The organism is Mariniflexile jejuense (assembly GCF_042675665.1).
Classification (GTDB): Bacteria; Bacteroidota; Bacteroidia; order Flavobacteriales; family Flavobacteriaceae; genus Mariniflexile; species Mariniflexile jejuense.
The window spans coordinates 1,896,963-1,918,412 of record NZ_JBHTJI010000001.1 but is presented as its reverse complement, the minus strand read 5'-3'; the positions used below and the strand labels follow the sequence as shown (position 1 = coordinate 1,918,412).

The window sequence follows — 21,450 nt, the reverse complement described above, 5'->3', positions numbered from 1 at the left end:
TTAAAATGAACGCAATTACATTATTACAACCTAATAAAATTGTTTTTGGTGAAAATTCATTAAATGAATTAGCATCAGAAACTATTTTACAGCATTCCAACAACATATTATTTTTAGTTGCTTCGCCACTATTAAAAGCAGTTTCATATACTGTTGAGTCTTTAAAATCAAAAAGCAAACGGGTAATACTTGTAGAATATACATTTTTAGGCGAACCTACTTTTTCACAATTTAACGAGTTGTTAAATACCAATGCATCATTCAATCCCGATTGTGTTGTAGGTGTTGGTGGTGGCAGTGTGTTAGATTGCGCCAAATTACTAGCGGCATTAATAAATAATAGCCAAAAATTAGAAGACGTCGTTGGTATTGGTTTTTTAAATGAAAGAAAAATTAAACTTATATGTATCCCTACAACATCAGGAACAGGTAGCGAAGTGTCGCCAAATGCTATTTTGTTAAATGAAGAAACTCAAGCTAAAAGCGGTATTATTAGTCCGTATTTAGTGCCAGATATTTGTTGTCTAGACCCTATTTTAACCATAAGTTTACCAGCAAAGTTAACTGCTGAAACAGGAATTGATGCCTTATCACACTGTATTGAAGCCTATACCAATAAATTTGCGCATCCAACAGTTGATACCTACGCATTAAAAGGTATTCAATTAATAGCTGAAAATCTTCATAAAGCCTACGAAAACAGGAATGATGTTGAAGCACGCTCAGCACTATTACTAGGTTCTATGTATGGTGGTTTGTGTTTAGGTCCTGTAAATACGGCGGCTGTTCATGCACTTTCTTATGGTTTGGGCGGTAAATTCCATATTGCTCATGGGTTGTCAAACGCTTTGTTAATGCCAGAAGTATTGCGTTTTAATTTGCAAGCAAATCCAAAACGTCATGCCGAAGTTGCTAGAGCTTTAGGTGTAACCATATCGGGAACTGATGAAGAAGTAGCTTTAGCAGGTATAGAAAAAATTGAAAAGTTATCAAAAGCATGTGGTATTCCACAACGATTAACTGCTATTGGTGTTACAGAAAACGATATACCTGAACTAGCAGACATCGCAATGAAAGTTACACGATTATTAAAAAATAATCCAAGAGGAGTAACTAAGGAAGATGCCATAACTATTTATAAAAAATTACTTTAGAATGATACCAAAAATAGGAATTTCAATGGGCGATCCAGCCGGAATTGGTCCAGAAATCATCATAAAAACATTAGCATTACAAGATGTTTACAGTCGCTGTAAACCATTGGTTGTTGGAGATGCACAAACGATGCAAAATGAAGTGAAAGCATTAAAATCGACATTAAATATAAATGCCATTCAAGATGTAAAAGATGCTAAGTTTGAACATGGTACTATTGATGTATTCGACTTAAAAAATGTTGATAATGCAATATTGCAACCAGGAGTTGTAACTGCCATGGCAGGAAAAGCAGCTTTTGAAGCGGTTACAAAAAACATTGAATTAGCTTTAGCAAACCAAATAGATGCTACGGTTACTGCACCAATAAACAAAGAATCCATTCACAAAGCAGGACATAAATATTCAGGTCATACCGAAATTTATGCCGATTATACAAATACCAAAAAATTTGCGATGCTTTTGGCCGATGAAAACTTCAGGGTCATTCACGTAAGTACCCATGTGTCATTACGTCAAGCTTGCGATTTATGTAAAAAAGACCGTGTATTTGAGGTGATTACCTTATTGGATGATGCTTGTAAAAAGTTCGGTATTAAGAAACCAAGAATTGCTGTGGCAGGATTAAATCCACATGCAGGCGAAAACCAGTTGTTTGGTGATGAAGAAGTTGATGAAATTATTCCAGCCATTGAAGAAGCCAATAAACTAGGTTACACCGTTGAAGGCCCATTTCCTCCAGATACCATGTTTGTAAAAGCGGTTCAGGGCAAGTTTGATGGTTGCATAGCCATGTATCACGATCAAGGGCATATTCCTTTTAAACTAGAAGGGTTCAAATGGGATAATGAAAAAGGGACAATGAAAAGCGTAAAAGGTGTAAACATCACTTTAGGTTTGCCTATCATTCGAACATCTGTCGATCATGGAACAGCTTTTGAAATTGCAGGTCAAGGAATCGCTTCAGCAGATGCGATGTTGGTAGCTATCGATTATGCTATTGTTATGGCGAAACACAAAAAATAATGATTACTGTTATTGCAGATGATTTAACAGGAGCTGCCGAAATAGCTGGTATTTGTCTTCGGTATGGTATAGACGTGTCGTTTGGCATCAATACAATACCAAAAAAACAAGCAACCGTTACTATTATAGCAACCGATTCACGCTCGATGAGTGAAGATGAAGCTTATGAAACTCATTTTCATTTAGCTGAAGAAATTATTTTAAAAACAAACAATATACTTTTTAAAAAATGCGATTCGGTATTGCGTGGTCATGTATTAACTGAACTTTCGGCATTAATTGATGTAACAGAAAAAAAAAGTATTTTACTTCAACCTTCTAACCCAGAAGGGAATCGTTGTATTAAAAAAGGAGTTTATTGGGTAAATGATAATCTTATAGAAAATACTGGATTTGCTACCGACCCAGATTTTCCTTCAAAAACATCTTTAGTAAAAGCGTTACTTTTAGATAGGAGTTCAAAAAAGGAGTCTATTGAAATTTTTACCGGCATTATTCATAAAATTAAAACAAAAGGTCTTTTTATTCCAGATTGTAGTTCTGTTGAAGATTTATCAAAGTGTATCAATTTATATCATGAAGACATCATTGTAGGTGGAAGCGCTGCTTTTTTTGAACAATTTCTAATTAAAATGAAACTGGCAACATCAACAGTAAAAGAAACCAAACATAGCTTTAATAATAATTATTTATTGCTTTCAGGAAGCACACATCCTAAAAGTATAGCGTTTTCAAAAACTATTGAAAAAGCTAATTGTCCTTTGGTTGTTTTTCCTGAAGCGCTTCTTGAAAATAAACTAGATAAAAAAAATTTGAAGAATTTTATAAATGAAGTGTCTTCAATTTATAATGATAAAAAAAAGTTGGTTTTAAGGGTTTCAAATACAATTATTCAATTGAATAACAAGTCTCTAAATTTAAAATCGCGATTGAGTTTAGTTGCAAAAAACCTAATAGAAACTTCAGATATTAAAGAGATTTTTATTGAAGGTGGCGCCACAGCTTATGATTTACTTGATGAATTACAATGGAAATCGTTCACACCCATAGTAGAACTTGCTTCAGGTGTTGTTCGAATGCAATATGATAGTAACCCAAAAAAATATATTACCTTAAAACCAGGAAGTTACCAATGGCCAGATGGCTTGCTAAATTAATATTGTTTTTAATTTCAGGATGCCACAGGACGGTTACATAGTAAGATTTAATTAAAATTGTTAAAGAAAAATGAAAATATTAAAAGGAATAGCTTGGAACCATACACGAGGGTTTACCTCGGTTGTAGCAACCGCACAACGGTTTGAAGAGTTAAATCCCGATGTAAGAATTACTTGGGAAAAACGCTCGTTACAAGCTTTTGCAGATGCTTCTTTAGGTGAATTAACAGCAAATTACGATTTGTTAATCATGGATAACCCGCATGTGTCCATTGCCGCAAAAGATAAAGTCCTTTTGCCTTTTGATGATTATTTAGATGCCGAATTCATAAAAGAATTAGCTAATAACAGTGTAGGGAAATCACATGCTAGTTATCATGTGAATGGTAAACAATGGACGTTGGCAACCGATGCAGCAACACCCATTGCAACTTGGAGAGAAGATTTGGTAAGTAAATACAATGTGCAAATCCCTAAAACTTGGAAAGAATTGATGAAGTTGGCAAAAACAGGGAAAGTGGCGTTTGCATCCATACCAATTGATACGCTAATGCATCATTTTATGATGTGTATCGCTTTAGGAGCTGAGGTTTTTGAAAGCAAAACGGAAGTGGCACCACGCCAAGTAATGATTGAAGCCATCAAAATCTATAAAGAATTATTAGATTTAGCACCGTCATTTTGTTTGGAGATGAATCCTATTAAGATTTATGAACGCATGACGCAAACGGATGATATAGTTTACAGTCCGTTCAATTATGGCTATTCAAATTATTCAAAAAAAAATTATGCCAACCATGTTTTAAAAGCAGGAGGCTTGGTAACTTTTAATGGAAAACGACTGCGTTCTACTTTAGGTGGCGCAGGTATTGCAGTGTCTTCAAAAACAAAACATGCTGAAATAGCTATGAAATATGCCGAATTTACAGCTTCAGAAAAAGTTCAATCTGGTTTGTATTTCGAATTTGGCGGACAACCAGGACACAGAAAATCATGGTTAAATGACGATGTTAATAAACAATGTAAAGATTTTTTTAAGGATACATTACAAACGTTGGATGAGGCAACAATGCGTCCGCAATATTATGGCTATATGCATTTTCAAGATGAAGCAAGCCCTGTAATTCATGAAGCCATGACAGGGAAAACCTCTATTGAAACAGCAGTAGATAAGATGAATGAAATTTATAAAGAATCGTTAACACACTAATTATAAATGAAGCCATTAGAAGGTTTATTGGTTTTAGAATTTGCCCAGTTTTTAGCAGGTCCTTCAGCGGGTTTAAAATTGGCCGATTTAGGTGCACGTGTTATTAAAATTGAGCGTCCAGTAAAAGGTGAAGCTTGCAGGCAGTTAAGCATTAAAGATTTGTTTGTAGATGAGAGTAGCATGCTATTTCATACTATTAACCGAAATAAAGAATCCTTTGCTGCCGATTTAAAAAATCCAGACGATTTAGCACAAGTAAAAAAACTAATCGCTAAGGCAGATATTATGACGCATAATTTCCGCCCAGGCGTTATGGAAAAAATAGGATTAACGTTTGAAGATGCTTTAGCTATTAATCCAAAAATCATTTACGGCGTTATTACTGGTTATGGCGAAAAAGGGCCTTGGGCTAAAAAACCGGGGCAAGATTTATTAATACAATCGCTTTCTGGTTTAACTTGGTTAAGCGGAAAAAGCAGTCAAGGACCAGTGCCTTTTGGGTTAGCCGTAGCCGATTTAATGTGCGGTAATCATTTTGTACAAGGCATTTTAGCAGCGTTACTTAAGCGTACAAAAACGAATAAAGGTGTTTTAGTTGAGGTAAGTTTGTTGGAGTCTATTTTAGATGTTCAGTTTGAAGCCATCACCATATTTTTAAACAATGGCGGAAAATTGGCCGATAGAGGAAATGTGCGAGGTAGCGCGCATGCCTTTTTAAGTGCGCCTTACGGAATTTACGAAACCAACGATGGTCATTTAGCATTGGCAATGGGCGATTTGCTTTTATTGGGAAGTATTCTTGATGTTGATTTAAGCAAATACACCAATAAAAAAACATGGTTCAGGTCGCGTGCAGCCATTCGAAAAATATTAAGTAAAAAAATAATTACCAAAGATTCAGATTATTGGATTAAAGCTTTGCGAGAAAAAGGTATGTGGTGTGAAAAAGTATCGGATTACAACGATTTAAACCGTCAACCTTTCATGAACGATTTACAGTTGAAACAAACCGTTAAAAATTCTGAAGGAAAAGAAATGCTAACGACGAGGCATCCAGTAAAGTTTGATGAAACTATTTTAAGCAGTGCTAAAGCAGCACCAAAAGTAGGAGAAGATAATCAGAAGATTTACGAACAATTTTTAAATAATTAATGAAGCCCTTAGAAGATTATTTAATAGTAGATTTTAGTCAGTTTTTGTCTGGACCATCGGCGAGTTTGCGTTTGGCAGATTTAGGTGCGCGTGTTATAAAAATTGAAAAACCCGGAACAGGTGATATCTGTAGAACGCTTTATACTTCCGATTTGATAATGAATGGTGAATCTTCTATTTTCCACACAATAAACAGAAATAAAGAATCTTTTGCAGTCGATTTTAAAGATGCAGAAGATTTGAAAATCATAAAGAAATTATTGGCTAAAGCCGATGTCGTGATGCATAATTTTAGACCCGATGTTATGAAACGTATTGGTTTAAGTTATGATGATGTTAAAGCTATCAACCCAAAAGTGGTATATGCTGAAATTTCAGGTTATGGCAACCATCCCGATTTAAAGGATAAACCTGGTCAAGATTTATTGTTACAATCCATGACTGCCTTAACATGGTTAACAGGCAACCAAAATGACGGTCCGGTGGCTATGGGATTATCCATAGTGGATATGTTGGCAGGTGCTCATTTAGCGCAAGGTATTTTAGCGGCGTTGTATAGAAAAACAGTCAATGATTCGGGTGCTTTGGTGCAGGTAAGTATGCTAGAATCTGCTATCGATTTTCAGTTCGAAACCATCACCACATTTTTTAACGATGGCGGCGAATTACCTTTACGAACCAAAAGCAACAATGCTCATGCTTATTTAGGAGCGCCGTACGGTATTTATAAAACCAATGATGGTTTTTTAGCCTTGGCTATGGGTTCAATTCGTGTGTTGGCAGAACTTTTAAAATGTGATGCTTTATTACAATTTTCTGAAAATAAATTCGGGTTAAGAGATAAGATTAAAAAAGTATTGGCAACACATCTTAAAACCCAAAACACAGACTATTGGTTAGCCATTTTAGAACCTGCCGATATTTGGTGTGCTAAGGTTTTAAATTATCAAGAGCTTTTTGAAGAAGAAGGATTTAAAGTTTTAGATTTTGTTCATAAAGTCACGATGGGTGATGGGTATTCGTATAAAACCACCCGATGTCCTATAAAAATTGATGGTGAATTGTTTATTTCTGAAAAAGGTTCGCCAAAACTTGGTGAGCACAACGAGAAAATTTTAAAGGAGTTAATGTAAATGGATAAGATAAAAATCGCAGTTCGGAAATTTGAACCTTTTGAAACGACTTTAAAAAAGTTGTGGGAGGCATTTCGTGCTGAAAATAATTTGAGCATGGAGGCAGAAATGGTTCCGTTGGAACTTCACGATTTATATGAAGAAACACTCACTAAAAAAGGTTTGCAAAATGGCGATTGGGATATTGCCCATATAAATACCGATTGGATTTTTGATGCTGTTAATGCCAATGCCGTTGAAAATTTATCACCATTAATAGCGCAAAATCCACCTCAAAATTTTCCGGAAGGTTGGCACGAATCGTTATTGCACCTTCAAGAAATAAATAATCAAGTTTATGGTTTGCCATTTCACGATGGACCAGAATGTTTAATTTACAGAAAGGATTTATTTGAAGATGTTTCAGAAAAAGAAAACTTTAAAAATCAATATAGTTACGAATTGCAACCACCAAAAACTTGGGAACAATTCATCCAAATAGCTGAATTTTTCAACAGACCAACTGATAATCTTTACGGTTGCGTCTTTGCAAACTATCCCGATGGTCACAACATGGTCTTCGACTTTTGCTTGCAGTTATGGACACGTGGTGGTTCGTTATTAGATGACAATAATGAAATAAATATTAATAAACCAGATGCTATCAAGGCATTAGATTTTTACAGACACATAGTAAACAATCAAAAAACAACACATCCCAAATCTAAAGAATTTGGCTCGGTAGAAGCAGGTATGGCATTCGCAACAGGTGAAGCAGCTATGGCAATAAATTGGTTTGGGTTTGCATCGATGTGCGAAGTAATAGAAGCTTCCAAAGTAAAAGGAAATGTTGATATTACAGAATTACCACATGATGAAAAACACAACTCAGCATCACTAAATGTCTATTGGCTATATACTATAGGTTCGGGAAGCAAACATAAAAATATAGCTTATAAATTTTTGCAATTCGCTACAACGCCCGAAAGCGATAAATTATTGACCAATGAAGGCGGTATAGGTTGTAGAAAATCAACTTGGAATGATATCGAAATCAATAAAACCATTCCGTATTATCACAAATTAAGCACGCTTCATGAAAATGCACTAACATTGCCACAAACTCCTGTATGGCCAAAAGTGGCTGAACTGATTGACCACATGGTATTAAAAGCCATTGATAGCAAAATACCTTCAGCTCAATTGTTAGAAGAAACTCAAAATAACATTCAAAAAATACTATAAAATGACTGTTACTTACAAACCATTATTACCAGAAACCCAGCAACCTATCATCATAATTGGTGCTAGCGGTATAGTAAAAGATGCACATTTACCAGCTTATAAAATGGCAGGGTTTAAGGTTTTTGGAATAACAAACCGTACCATTTCTAAAGCACACGATATGGCGAAAGCCCATAACATTCCTCATGTTTTTGAAAATGTAGCTGAAGCTGTAAAACATGCTCCCAAAAACGCGGTATATGATATTACCGTGTTGCCAGATCAATACATAGAAATTTTACAACAATTACCCGATGGAGCCGCTGTACTCATTCAAAAACCAATGGGTAATGATTATAAGCAAGCCAAAGAAATTGTTGCTGTTTGCGAACGTAAAAATTTGGTAGCAGCCATCAATTTTCAATTGCGTTTCGCATCCTTTGTAAGTGCTGCAAGAAATATGATTGACCAAGGGCTCATTGGCGATTTGTACGATTTGGAGTTTAAAGTCACCGTAAAAACGCCTTGGGAATTATTCCCAGTAATCAAACAGCATCCGAGGTTAGAAATATTGTTCCACAGCGTTCATTACATCGATTGTATTCGTTCATTTTTAGGAAACCCAAAAGCGGTTATGGCAAAAACGTGGAAGCATCCTTTAAAAGATTTATCCTCATGCCGTTCAACCATTATTCTAGATTATGGCGATACATTAAGCGTAAAAATAAACACGAATCACGACCACGATTTCGGCATCAATAATCAAGAAAGTTACATAAAATGGGAAGGAACCAAAGGAGCCATTAAAGCAAAAATGGGACTTTTAATGAATTATCCCGATGGCTTACCAGACAAATTCGAGTATATCATTACAGAAGCGGGTAAAGATTCAGAATGGATAACTCTAAACCTTGAGGGTTCATGGTTTCCAGAAGCATTCGTCGGTACTATGTCAAACTTAATGCGTTTCAAGGAAGGTTCAGATAACGTGTTGCATGCGAGTGTTCAAGACGTTTTAGGTACCATGAAAGTAGTAGAAGCGTGTTATGCAAGTAACAACAACGGAGGCGTTCAAATAATCGATTTTAATTAGGGCGTTACCACAAGGGTCGGGCTTTACGCTACAATCTTTTGCAGAAAAAGCAAAAGGATTTTCACTACAATCCCTAACGCACAGCGAAACTATAAACAACTTAACAAATAAACGAATCAACGATTAAACAAATAAAAAGATTATGTATTTCAAATCAACATTTTTCGAAGATTATCAATTAAACGAAAAACGAGTAACCTTAGGAAGAACCATTACAGAAACCGATTTCGTGGTACATGCAGGACATACAGGCGATTTCTTCCCGCATCATATGGATGAAGAGTGGTGTAAAACACAACCTTTTGGGCAGCGCATTGCACATGGTACCATGATTTTTAGTATCGGTATCGGGTTAACAGCTTCCGAAATAAACCCAGAAGCATTCTCAAAAGGGTATGATCGCATGCGCTTTGTAAAACCCGTTCATATTGGCGATACCATTCATTCAGAAATTACCATTTCAGAAAAGGGAGAAGCAAAAAGACCAGAAATGGGAACAGTTACTGAACATGTAGAAATCATCAATCAAAGAGGAGAAGTTGTATTGGTTTGCGACCATCTATTACTAGTAAAAAAGAAGCCATAAGTTAGTTGTTTTGTTATTATTAACTTGTTTAAATCTCATATTGAACTAAACCAACAACCAACAACCAATAACCATCAACTAAAAACTAAAAACTAAATAAAATGAGTGCACCAAATTCTTTATTAGGAACATTGCTTCATGCCGTAGGAGGTATTTCAGCAGCCAGTTGTTATTTACCAAGTACCAAAACAAAAGGTTGGTCTTGGAATACGTTTTGGCTGGCACAATCCATTTTTGCATGGTTACTGGTGCCAACGGTTTTGGCTTGGTTAACAGTGCCCAATTTCTTTTCAATTATTGCTAATGCGCCTTCAAAACCTTTTTGGATGGCACTTTTTTTAGGCGGTATTTATGGTTTTGGTGGTATGTCGTTTGGTAAAGCCATAAATCACATTGGCTATTCATTAACCTATACCATTGCTATTGGTATTTCAGCAGTTGTAGGTACTATTATGCCACTTATGGTTTTTGGGGGCTTAGGGGATTTCTTTACAAAGCCAGGAGGTAGTATTGTCCTTTTAGGGATGCTATTATCTATCGTAGGTGTTATTATATGTGGTTGGGCAGGTTTTAAAAAAGAGAAAGATTTAGATGCAGATAAGCTTAATAAGGCAGGTTTTAACATGATGCTGGGTTTGGGCTTAACCATTATTGCTGGTGTTCTATCAGGAGTATTTAATTTATCATTAGAATACGGACAGCCTATTGCAGATATGGCAGCCGAAAATGGAGCAGGACAATTTGAAGGCAATGCTAAGTTGGTAGTATCTACTTTAGGATGTTTTATTGTAAATTTTATATGGTATATCGTTGTTGGGTTTAAACAAAAAACCATAACAGAATTTTTACCTAATAAAAATGATGATGAAAATAAAGAAAAAAGTCTTACTAGAAATTGGCTATTATCATCATTAACAGGTTCATTATGGTGTTTGCAATTTTTCTTTTACGGATTGGGGCATGTAAAAATGGGAGAATATCAATTTGCTAGTTGGGTATTGCACATGTCTATGCTTATATTCTTTAGCTATATTGTTGGAGTTATTATGAAAGAATGGAAAAACGTTAAAAAAGAAACTTACACCATATTAGTAATAGGGTTGGTAGTTTTAATTTTATCATTTTGTGTTACGAGTTATGGTAGTTATTGATATATTTTATCATTTAATACAAGTTTAACCTTTTAGGGTAGTTTGGTATTTTATTTGTGGTTTTGTACCATAATAAAACTATTTCTAAAAGGGAAATTAAACCTTTCAACAGAATATGAGTCATATTTAACATGATTTAATTTGAAGGATTTTGTTTTTTAGATATCTTTGAGTAATCGATTGCACGGAATTATTGAAAAATATGAAAAATATAAAATATTATCACCTTTTTATAACTATGCTTTTTGTGGTTCTTTCAGGTGTTTTAAATAGTCAAACAATTTCAGAAAATCAAAATATAGAATGGACAATTTCAAGATTTCTTAATAAAAAATTACAAAATGTTCAAATTAGTGGCAATCCAAAAATTGTTAAGTCGCCATACGGAAATGCCGTATATTTTAATGGTGTAGATGATGCGTTTTTTTTAAATGAAATGCCTCTTAAAAACTTGGAGGAGTTTACTATTGAAATGATATTTAACCCCGCAATTGATGGCGATTTTGAGCAACGTGTTGTTCATATGGGTGAAGTGTCCCACGATAGAATGTTACTTGAAATAAGAGCAGTGGAAGGTAATTGGTATTTTGATGGCTACGTGGCATCTAAGGGAAATAAATTAGCACTCATTGATGAAAAATTAACCCATCCCTTAGGAAAATGGTATCATGTAGCTTTCGTGGTTACACAAAATAGTTTAACAACGTATGTAAATGGTAAGTTGGAATTACAGCAATCATATACTTTTAAACCAATAGAAACAGGGAAAACTTCCTTTGGTGTTCGTTTAAACAAACGCTCGTGGTTTAAAGGAAGTATTTATAAAATAAAAATATCACCAAACCAACTTAAACCAGATAGCTTTATGTCTTCTTAATTTAAACTAATCATTAATGAAACCAACTAACCACTTTCTTATTATTGCTTCTTTCTTAATTTTCGGATTTAAATTTCAAGCACAGCAGAAAATTTCAGAAGAAAGAGTTATTGAAACCATGTTGAAAGCTACCGAGTTTATGGTAGAAAAAGTAAGTACCAATGGTGGTTTTGTTTGGTATTATATGCCCGATTTCTCACGCCAATGGGGAGAAATGGAAGCCTATAAAACCATGATTTGGTTACAACACCCAGGAACTATAAGTATGGGGCATGTGTTTATTGATGCCTACAGAGCAACAAAAAACGAATATTATTATAAAGCTGCAGAAAAAGCAGCAAGAGCCATAATTTGGGGGCAAAGTCATGAAGGTGGTTGGAATTATATGATTGATTTTGCAGGAGATAGATCGCTAAAACAATGGTACAATACCATCGGTAAAAACGGATGGCGTTTGGAAGAATTTCAGCATTATTATGGAAATTCAACATTTGATGATGATGTAACTACGGATGCAGCTCGTTTTCTGTTAAGAATGTATTTAGAAAAAATGGATCCAACCTACAAACCAGCTTTAGATAAAGCTTTGGATTTTATTTTGAAAAGCCAATACCCCAATGGTGGTTGGCCACAAAGGTATCCTTTAGTTAAAGGTTATGAAAAACAAGGCTTCCCAGATTATACACCATTTTATACCTTTAATGATGATGTTATATGGGAAAACGTAAATTTTCTAATGCAATGCTATTTGGTATTGGGTCAGGAACGATTTCTTGAACCCATATATAAAGGAATGAATTTTTATAAAATATCTCAGGATACCTGTGGAGCTTGGGGGCAACAAGTAGATATGAATATGAAAGTGGCAAGTGCAAGAACTTATGAGCCTGCTGCATTTTTACCAAGTGCAACCTGTGAGAATGCATTACTATTAATTAAATTTTACCAATTAACAGGCGATAAACAATTTCTAGAAGGTGTTGCGAAAGCTATTAAGTGGTTAGAAGATGTAAAATTACCAGTAGATAAAATTGAAGGTCATCGTATACATCCAACATTTGTAGACGTTAAAACCAATAAACCAATTTATGTACATCGTAAAGGTTCTAATGTAATATATGGAAGCTACTACATTGATGAGAATGACAAGAATTTGCTGTCTCACTATTATGGAAAATCCTTTGTAAATCTTCAAGAGTTAAAAGATGAATATAAAGAGGTTTTAGAACTTTCTGTAGAAGAAGTAACTAAAGATTCACCATTAAAACCAAAAGAGTTTCAACAAAAAGGTACACCTCAAAGTTTTTATGATTTAAATCGATACGTGTTTAATTTCAAAATTGACGATTCTAAAATAGTAGAGGTCGTAAATGAACTTGATAATGAAAACCGTTGGCTTTCTAAAGGTGCCTACATAAGCAATCCATATATAGGTGATGGTAAAAACATAGAATTAACCAATGAATATGCTACAACTAGAGTTGGTGATGAAACAGATACGTCACCATATCCTGATAAAACTGACCAAAAATATATTTCAACAGGAACCTATATTAGAAATATGAAGTTATTAATTAATTATATAAATACTAAAGAAACTTTAAATAAATAATATCAATAATAAAATAAATAAAAATGCTAAGAAAATACAAAATTAGGCTGTTAACACTCTTAATTATCACATCTTTTATAGGTGTTAATGCCCAAAACCCAGTTGTTAAAATAGATTTTGATCAATCTGGAAGAAATACAAGTGAGGTTGGCGATCCTGATTATACGCCGTGGGTTATTGGCTCTGGAACGTCGGCTACAAATACTATAAATGGTGTTACATTTACGGTATCTAAAGCAGGAAGCTTTGGTGACGCTTTGGGTACTAATTGGTATAAAACAGGTATTCAAACACCATATTTTGCAAGATTAGTATGCGATGGTGTTACTGTTAAAGGAACAACCGCTAATCAAGGTGGGCAAATACAAGTACGTATAAGCGGTTTAGAAACGGGTGAACATACACTATTAGCATTTTTAAATGTTGTAGATAGTGAAACCTATACATATAGCCCTATTGATGTTTCAGTTGATGGCGTATTAGTTCAAAATGATGTTGTACCTACTGTAAGAGCATTAACAACTGCCAGTGCAAAATCGGTTTACTTAAAATTTCAAGCAACTACAGGTAACGATGTTGTAATTCTTTTTGCAGCTGAAACCTCAGGTACTTACGATTTTAGAAATGTAATGCTAAATGGTATAGAGTTAAATACACCAAACATTTTTAATCAAGCCACCAATCCAATACCTGCCCAAAATAATGAGCATGTACAGTTAAATTCAGGAAGCACAACACTACAATGGACAGCTGCAATAAACGCAGTTTCTCATAACGTTTATTTTGGCACAAGTTTGGCTTCCGTTGAAGCAGCAACTACAGCTTCACCTGAATTTAAAGGCAATCAACAACTAGCAAATGCTTCTTATACAGTAAATGGGTTATATACAGGTGATACTTATTTTTGGAGAATTGATGAAGTGTTAGGAAATAGTGAGGTTACTAAAGGAAATGTATGGCGTTTTCGTCCAGCTCAATTAGCTTTTCCGGGAGCCGAAGGTTATGGGCGTTTTGCTCGTGGTGGTCGTGGTGGTAAAGTTGTAGTAGTTACAAATTTAAATGATAGTGGTCCTGGAAGTTTACGTGAAGCGGTAACCAATGATATAGGTCCAAGAACCATTGTGTTTAACGTGTCAGGTGTTATAGTGCTTTATTCGCGTTTAGTATCAAGTCAGCCATATGTAACCATTGCAGGACAAACAGCACCAGGAAAAGGCATTACTATTAGAAGAGCACCTTTAGGAATTACAGGTAACGATAACTTAGTTCAAAACATACGTGTTCGTTTAGGAGGAGGTTTAACTTATGATGGAATGGGATTAACAGGTGGTGATCATAGTATTATAGATCACTGTTCTATAAGTTGGACCATCGATGAATCTTTCAGTTCTAGAGGAGCACACAATATCACGCTACAACGTACTTTAATTTCCGAAGCTTTAAATGCTGCAGGGCATCAAAATTATCCAGTTGGTACAGAGCATGGTTATGCAGCATCAATTGGTGGTGATGTTGGTAGTTTTCATCATAATTTATTAGCTCATAATTATGGGCGTAATTGGAGTTTGGCAGGTGGTTTAGATGGTAGTGGTTACTATTCAGGAAGATTGGATATTACAAATAATGTAGTATATAATTGGGGAAGTAGAACAACTGATGGAGGTGCTAAAGAACTGAACTTTGTTGGTAATTATTATAAACCAGGACCTGGTATGCAATTATCAAGATATGCTTTAACAGTGGATCATGAAAACGTAGGTGAAGGCATGCAGCGTGCCTATTTTGCTGGTAATGTAATGCCTGGATATTTTGATGAATCAAACCAAGACTACGGAAGAAGATCAAGAGACTCCAATGGTGCAAATACAACTTACGAAACATTTGTTAATACACCATTTTTTCCTTCTTATGTAACAACTCAAACAGCAAGACAAGCTTATAAAAGTGTATTGTCTGATGTTGGTTGTGTACAACCTGTTTTTGATGATCATGATATTAGAATGATTAATGAAACTTTAGCAGGAACTTATTCAGTTACAGGAAGTGTTACAGGAAAAAAAGGATTTCCAGACAATGAAGCCGATGCTGGAGGCTATGAAAATTATCCATTCATAACAAGACCGTCAAATTGGGATTCAGATAATGACGGTTTGCCAAATTGGTACGAAACAATCATAGGAACTAATATTAATTCACCTGCTGGAGATTTTTCAGATTCAAATGCTGATAACAATATGGATGGATACACTAATTTAGATTACTATTTACAATGGATGTCTTCACCACATTTTAGTACTGCATCAGGTGCAAAAATTGATGTTAATATTCAACAATTATCAAGAGGTTTTACAAGTGGAGTTTCTTATTCCATATCTGATGTTGTGAATGGAACAACTAATTTAGTTGGGAATATTGTAGAATTTACACCAACTGCAACTGGCTTAGGTTCTTTCAAATTTACAGTTACAGATTCTACTGGAGATAGTATGACGCGTACAGTTAATATTCTTAATGGGTACGATTTAGCATTATCTGTTGAAAAGAAAAACTTAGCAGATGTTAAAGTTTGGCCAATACCAAACAACGGTACTTTTTCTATTAAAATGAAGAATAACAACGTAAATTCAGAATATAAAATTTTCGATATTTTAGGAAAAGAAGTAGCTAAAGGCTTTATTGAAGGTTCAAACGTTCAAAATATAACAATCAATGCTAAAGGCGTATTTATATTAAAAGTATCCGAAACAGGTACAAAGCAGGTTTTACATACTCAAAAAATAATTGTTCAATAGCAAAAAATCTAAATTTCAATAAATGAAGAAAATATATTTATACATCTTCTGTATCACAGGAATACTTCAATCTTCGTGTGCACAAAAAAACGATAATGATTTTTTTCCAGACGGAAGTAAAATTCCAGATTGGTTTAAAGATGTAACCAAAGTAGATTATAAAGCTTTAGGAAAAGCATATATTATTACAGATTTTGGTGTTGTAAATGATAGTACAACATTACAAACCGAAGCAATTCAAAAAACAATTGACAATGCAAGTAGTAATGGTGGTGGCGTAATAATAATTCCAAAAGGAACATTTTTAAGCGGCGCATTATTTTTTAAACCAAACACACATTTATATGTTTCTGAAGGTGCTGTTTTAAAAGGTTCAGATAATATTGAAAATTACCCAATCATGCCATCACGTATGGAAGGGCAAAACCTCGATTACTTTCCAGCATTAGTCAATGCCTATGGGGTTGATGGTTTTACTATTTCAGGAACTGGAACTATTGATGGTAACGGACTTAAATATTGGGAAGCCTTTTGGGAGCGTAGAGCCATAAATCCAAAGTGTACAAACTTAGAAGTTTCAAGACCTCGTTTGGTGTTCGTTTGGAAATCTAATAACGTGCAAATGCAGGATATAAAACTAAAAAATTCTGGATTTTGGAGTAGTCATTACTACCAATGTAATAATGTAAAAGTTTTAGATGTACATATCACTTCACCACACCAACCCGTAAAAGCACCAAGTACCGATGCTATTGATATTGATGTATGTAATAATGTGTTGATAAAAGGCTGTTATATGGCAGTTAATGATGATGCTATAGCTTTAAAAGGCGGTAAAGGACCTTGGGCAGATACTGATGAAAATAACGGAGGAAATAGCAATATCATTATAGAAGATTGCAATTTTGGTTTTTGCCATTCGGCGCTTACTTGTGGTAGCGAAGCCATACATAATAAAAATATTATTATGAGAAATTGCACAGTAAAAGATGCAGTTCGATTACTATGGCTAAAAATGAGACCAGATACGCCTCAAAAATATGAATTTATAAGAGTTGAAAACATAAAAGGCTATGCAAATAGTATGATATATGTAAAACCTTGGACACAGTTTTTCGATTTAAAAGGAAAAAAAGAAGTGCCTTTATCATATTCAGATAACATTACAATGAAGAACATCGAACTTGAATGTAATGTGTTTTTTGATATGAAAATAACCGAGCACGACCGTTTATCAAACTTCACTTTCGAAAACTTAAACATCAATGCAAAAAATAGTGATTATGATAAAAGCATTATAAAAGGTGTTACTTTCAACAACGTTGTAGTAAATAAAAAAACAGTTAAGTAAAATATTATAAATATAAAATGATGTGAAAGTAAACGACAATATTAAAATATTTTTAAGCCTTTTTTTAGTTGTAAACAGTGTATTGTTTTCTCAACAGCAATATAAAAATTTGAATAAAGACATTATTTTTTCAAATAGTTATATTATTTACAAATCAAAGAAAATAGAACTTGGCCCGAAAGCATTTTATATTGATGGGCAACTTTCAAGCGAAGAAGCATCAAAATACAAGTACGTTTATAATTCAATTAATGAGGCTTCAAAACACCTAACACATGGCTCAGAAGCTTCACCTATGGTATTATACATAGCACCTTGGGTATATTGGGTAGATAACCCTGATGATACTGAAATTCGATTGCCAAAAGATGGTGAAAACACGCCGTTTGGATTAGAAATTTCATGTGAATGGTTAAAATTTCACGGATTATCTGATGATCCTCAAAATGTGGTAATAGCTTGCAATCGAGGTCAAACTATGGGCGCAAAAGGTAATTTTACCATGTTAAATATTAAAGGTGATGGAACGTATGCGGAAAACATCACCTTCGGAAATTACTGTAATATCGATTTAATTTACCCTTTAAATCCCAAATTAAATCGAGAAAAAAGAGGTTCAGCAATTGTACAAGGGCAGCTTATATTTTCTAACGGCGATAAAGTTGTGGCTCGAAATACACGCTTTATGAGTAGGCTAAATTTAGGACCTTTTTGGGGAAGTAAACGAACTCTTTTTGAAAGTTGCCATTTTGAATCGACTGATGATGCTCTTAATGGAAGTGCAGTATACCTTAACTGCACCTTCGGAATTTATTCATCAAAACCATTTGGAGGAACTCGCGGTACAGGTGCTGTTTTCTTAAATTCAGATATTCAAGCATTTACTAGAGAAAACCAGTATTTTGTAAAAGGTCGTGGACCAGTAACGGCAGTAGATACACGATTTTCTGCAGAAGATTTAAACTATATAGGATGGCGCGATATACCAGATACAGAAGCACGTTACTACCAATATAATGTTAGTTTAAATAATAAGTCAATTTTTATAGGTAATAATGACGCTTTTGCAACAGTTGATATGACCAATAAAAATGTTTTAAATGCGTATCGTTTCGAATACAAAAATAAGATTGTTTACAATACGTATAATTTGTTACGAGGTGATGATGATTGGGATCCAATGGGTGTAAAACCAATTGTTAAAGCAGCCGAAATAGAAACAAGAAGAGATTATTCAACAATTCCAACCTTATTAACAATTAAACCTACCCAACAAACATTAGAAACAGGAAAAGATAATTTGTTACTTGAGGCTACTGTAAACCGTTTTGGAAATTTTGAAATGAAAGGTGAAAAAGTAAATTGGGCAATTGAAGATAAATACAAATCACTAATTAAATTACAGATTAATGAAAATGGTACTTGTTTAGTGATTCCAACAAACAATGAAAATGAAACCAAAGAAGTTATTGTTACAGCTTCAACACTATCAGGTTTAGAGTCGGCAAGCGTATTATATATTGCACCTTCATTTATAAATCCACCAAATTTTACAAAACTTCCAGTAATCACAAAATTTAAAGAAGGCAATCTTCAATTGGATTATTCTTTGGATATGACTTTTAATGATGAATCATTAATTACATGGTATCGCTGCAAAGATTCTAAAGGAAATCATCCTATTGAAGTGGCGGTTTCAAGGTTTAATAAGCCAATGAAAAGCTACGAACTATCATCTGGAGATGTAGGTTATTATATCATGGCTAGTATTTCTCCTAAACATCTTCGTTGTGACTTAGGAGAATCAAAAACGGCTATTTTCAATAAGGTTATTACTGTAAAAGATGTGAAATCCAATGCCAAAATATTAATTCCTAACCTCGAAAATATGTCGGGAAAATATCAACCAGAAATTATAGCAGGATATTGGTCGCTAGATAGTTATGCACCACTTGATACAAAAGAACACAATTGGGAAGGCGATAATAGTCGAGACCCTTGGTTTTTTGGTGAAGGCATCAATGGTGCTGCAGGCGTAAATGGTTTTGTACAAAACACGAAAGGTGCACGCATGCGTTATTTACCAGTAGGGAATAATTTTGGCGACATGAAAATCAGTTTTACAGCAGTACCGTCAAAAACAGCTGGTCAAGGTTTTAGCAGTGCCAGAGCACAGTATATGGATGTTGGTATAAAAATGGATGTTAAAAATATGAATGGCTATGCACTTCGTATAATACGAACAACTAAATATAGCGATGCTGTTGATTTTGTTTTAATGAAATATGAAAATGGAATTGCAACACCTATAAGTGAGCCTGTTTCAACCTCGTCTTATCGACCAAATTGTAAAATTACTGTTAAGGTAAAAAGTAATAAGTTAATAGTACATGCTGAAAACACAGAGAATTACTTTACAGAACATGACGCGAATGAAGTTGTTAAGATAGTAGATGTAGAAACTGAAATAACACAAAACACATTTGGAGGTTTAAGTTTTCAACATACAGGAACAGTAGGAAGTGGTGCTACTTTAATTAAAGATTTAAAGATTGAATGGTTTTAACTAACCAAGTATAAAAAAATGAATAAAAAAGAATATGTTTTAATTTTTGTTATTTTATTAGTGAATACTTTAGTTTTTTGTCAGACTAAAGATTCTCTTTTGCATTATACATCCATTATAAAATCACATGTTTATAAAGATTATAAAAAAATGTACCGCCCAAGTAGCGGTTCATTAGTTTATCCTTTTTTAACACCAGGTAGTAATCAGTATGATAACGTTCTGTGGGATTGGGATTCGTGGTTAAGTAACATTGCACTTCGCCAAATTTTAACCGATGTAGGTTCAGAAAAAGATAAAAAAGAAGCCATAAAATACGAACAAGGTTGCGTGCTTAATTTTCTTCATTATGGAGATTGGGATGGTTATTTGCCAATTGTAATATGGGAAGATTCAAAACCTAGAGACATCATGCCCGAAAACATTTATGATGTAAATATGCACAAGCCTGTGTTAGCGCAACATGCAGCATTTTTAACAAAAACCAATGGAGGTGATGCAGAATGGCTTCGTGAAAAATTTTATCATTTACAGGCATTTGTAAATAATTATAAATCACATCATCGCAATAAAGCTACGGGTTTATATTATTGGCAAAATGATGTTGCTATTGGTGTAGATAACGATCCTGCTACATTTTTTAGACCTGCAAAAAGCTCAGGTTCAATATACTTAAACTGTTTAATGTATAAAGAATTGAATGCGATGGTTTATTTAGCTGATAGATTAAATCAATCTGAAATAGGCAAGGAATTTGCAGAAGATGCTAAAAACTTAAAAACAGCTATTCAAAAACATTGTTGGGATGAACGTGATGGATTTTTCTATAGCGTCGATTTAAATTTAACACCTGCTGTAAACCGATTGGATAGTACATTAGGAAAAGAGTTCATGATACATAGTGGTTACCCACGCGATTACGATTGTATAATTCAGCGTATCGAAGTTTGGTCTGGGTTTTTAGCATTATGGGCAGGCATTGCAACACAAGATCAAGCAGAACGTATTGTAAAAGAGCATTATGCTAATCCTAAAACATTTAATTCCCAATCAGGTGTTCGAACACTTTCAAAAATGGAAAAAATGTACAGCATGCGTGCTAGTGCAAATCCTTCTAATTGGCGTGGTCCTATTTGGGGTATTTCAAATTACATGGTTTTTAAAGGGTTGAAAGATTACGGTTTTACTTCTGAAGCAAAAGAATTAGCATCAAAAACCATTTGGCTTTTTGGGAAAGATTTTGAAAAAAACGGTGCTTTACATGAATATTACGAACCAGAAACAGGCGAACCACTTTTAAACAAAGGCTTTCAAAATTGGAATTATTTAGTATTAAATATGATAGCTTGGTTGGATGGCAAACCAGTAGTAGATGAATTTTAAAAT

At 34.2% G+C, this 21,450-nt stretch carries 16 protein-coding genes; all 16 read left to right on the top strand.

Annotation, left to right across the window (positions count from 1 at the left end; all coding sequences use genetic code 11):
- Nucleotides 1-5 precede the first annotated feature (5 nt).
- The 16 genes from ACFQ1R_RS08290 (at nt 6) to ACFQ1R_RS08215 (ending at nt 21,447) form a co-directional block, all read left to right on the top strand.
- Complete coding sequence (locus ACFQ1R_RS08290) at nt 6-1,154, top strand: iron-containing alcohol dehydrogenase (RefSeq protein WP_379925684.1); 1,149 nt, start codon at nt 6-8, stop codon at nt 1,152-1,154.
- A gap of 1 nt (nt 1,155) precedes the next feature.
- Nucleotides 1,156-2,181, top strand: a complete 1,026-nt coding sequence (pdxA, locus tag ACFQ1R_RS08285; protein ID WP_379925683.1) for a 4-hydroxythreonine-4-phosphate dehydrogenase PdxA — start codon at nt 1,156-1,158, stop codon at nt 2,179-2,181.
- The gene (locus ACFQ1R_RS08280; RefSeq protein WP_379925682.1) at nt 2,181-3,338 is read left to right on the top strand and encodes a four-carbon acid sugar kinase family protein; all 1,158 of its coding nucleotides are present in this window, start codon (nt 2,181-2,183) and stop codon (nt 3,336-3,338) included. The genes pdxA and ACFQ1R_RS08280 overlap by 1 nt, the downstream gene beginning before the upstream one ends.
- Before the next feature lie 70 nt (nt 3,339-3,408).
- The gene (locus ACFQ1R_RS08275) at nt 3,409-4,548 is read left to right on the top strand and encodes an extracellular solute-binding protein (protein WP_379925680.1); all 1,140 of its coding nucleotides are present in this window, start codon (nt 3,409-3,411) and stop codon (nt 4,546-4,548) included.
- Nucleotides 4,549-4,554: 6 nt separating this feature from the next.
- Nucleotides 4,555-5,700, top strand: a complete 1,146-nt coding sequence (locus ACFQ1R_RS08270) for a CaiB/BaiF CoA transferase family protein (RefSeq protein ID WP_379925678.1) — start codon at nt 4,555-4,557, stop codon at nt 5,698-5,700.
- Nucleotides 5,700-6,833 (top strand): CaiB/BaiF CoA transferase family protein, encoded by a 1,134-nt coding sequence (locus ACFQ1R_RS08265; RefSeq protein ID WP_379925676.1) that lies wholly within the window; start codon nt 5,700-5,702, stop codon nt 6,831-6,833. The genes ACFQ1R_RS08270 and ACFQ1R_RS08265 overlap by 1 nt, the downstream gene beginning before the upstream one ends.
- On the top strand, nt 6,834-8,057 hold the full coding sequence (locus ACFQ1R_RS08260) for an extracellular solute-binding protein (protein WP_379925674.1): 1,224 nt from the start codon (nt 6,834-6,836) through the stop codon (nt 8,055-8,057).
- Between the two features lies 1 nt (nt 8,058).
- Nucleotides 8,059-9,129 carry a Gfo/Idh/MocA family protein gene (locus tag ACFQ1R_RS08255; protein ID WP_379925672.1) on the top strand — a complete coding sequence of 357 codons (1,071 nt, stop codon included), beginning with the start codon at nt 8,059-8,061 and terminating at the stop codon, nt 9,127-9,129.
- Between the two features lie 142 nt (nt 9,130-9,271).
- The gene (locus ACFQ1R_RS08250; protein ID WP_379925670.1) at nt 9,272-9,715 is read left to right on the top strand and encodes a MaoC/PaaZ C-terminal domain-containing protein; all 444 of its coding nucleotides are present in this window, start codon (nt 9,272-9,274) and stop codon (nt 9,713-9,715) included.
- Between the two features lie 101 nt (nt 9,716-9,816).
- A complete protein-coding gene (locus tag ACFQ1R_RS08245; protein ID WP_379925669.1) occupies nt 9,817-10,866 on the top strand; it encodes an L-rhamnose/proton symporter RhaT in 1,050 nt (349 codons plus the stop codon).
- A 202-nt stretch (nt 10,867-11,068) separates the two neighbouring features.
- A complete protein-coding gene (locus ACFQ1R_RS08240; RefSeq protein ID WP_379925668.1) occupies nt 11,069-11,743 on the top strand; it encodes a LamG-like jellyroll fold domain-containing protein in 675 nt (224 codons plus the stop codon).
- 16 nt (nt 11,744-11,759) lie between these two features.
- A complete protein-coding gene (locus tag ACFQ1R_RS08235; RefSeq protein ID WP_379925667.1) occupies nt 11,760-13,355 on the top strand; it encodes a pectate lyase in 1,596 nt (531 codons plus the stop codon).
- A 23-nt stretch (nt 13,356-13,378) separates the two neighbouring features.
- Entirely contained in the window at nt 13,379-16,147 is a 2,769-nt protein-coding gene (locus ACFQ1R_RS08230) for a T9SS type A sorting domain-containing protein (protein ID WP_379925666.1), read from the top strand.
- A gap of 22 nt (nt 16,148-16,169) precedes the next feature.
- Nucleotides 16,170-17,498 carry a rhamnogalacturonidase gene (locus tag ACFQ1R_RS08225; RefSeq protein ID WP_379925665.1) on the top strand — a complete coding sequence of 443 codons (1,329 nt, stop codon included), beginning with the start codon at nt 16,170-16,172 and terminating at the stop codon, nt 17,496-17,498.
- A 109-nt stretch (nt 17,499-17,607) separates the two neighbouring features.
- Nucleotides 17,608-20,064: a hypothetical protein gene (locus tag ACFQ1R_RS08220; RefSeq protein ID WP_379925664.1), complete on the top strand. Its 2,457-nt coding sequence runs from the start codon at nt 17,608-17,610 to the stop codon at nt 20,062-20,064.
- A gap of 18 nt (nt 20,065-20,082) precedes the next feature.
- Nucleotides 20,083-21,447 (top strand): MGH1-like glycoside hydrolase domain-containing protein, encoded by a 1,365-nt coding sequence (locus tag ACFQ1R_RS08215; protein WP_379925663.1) that lies wholly within the window; start codon nt 20,083-20,085, stop codon nt 21,445-21,447.
- The last annotated feature ends 3 nt before the right edge of the window (nt 21,448-21,450 follow it).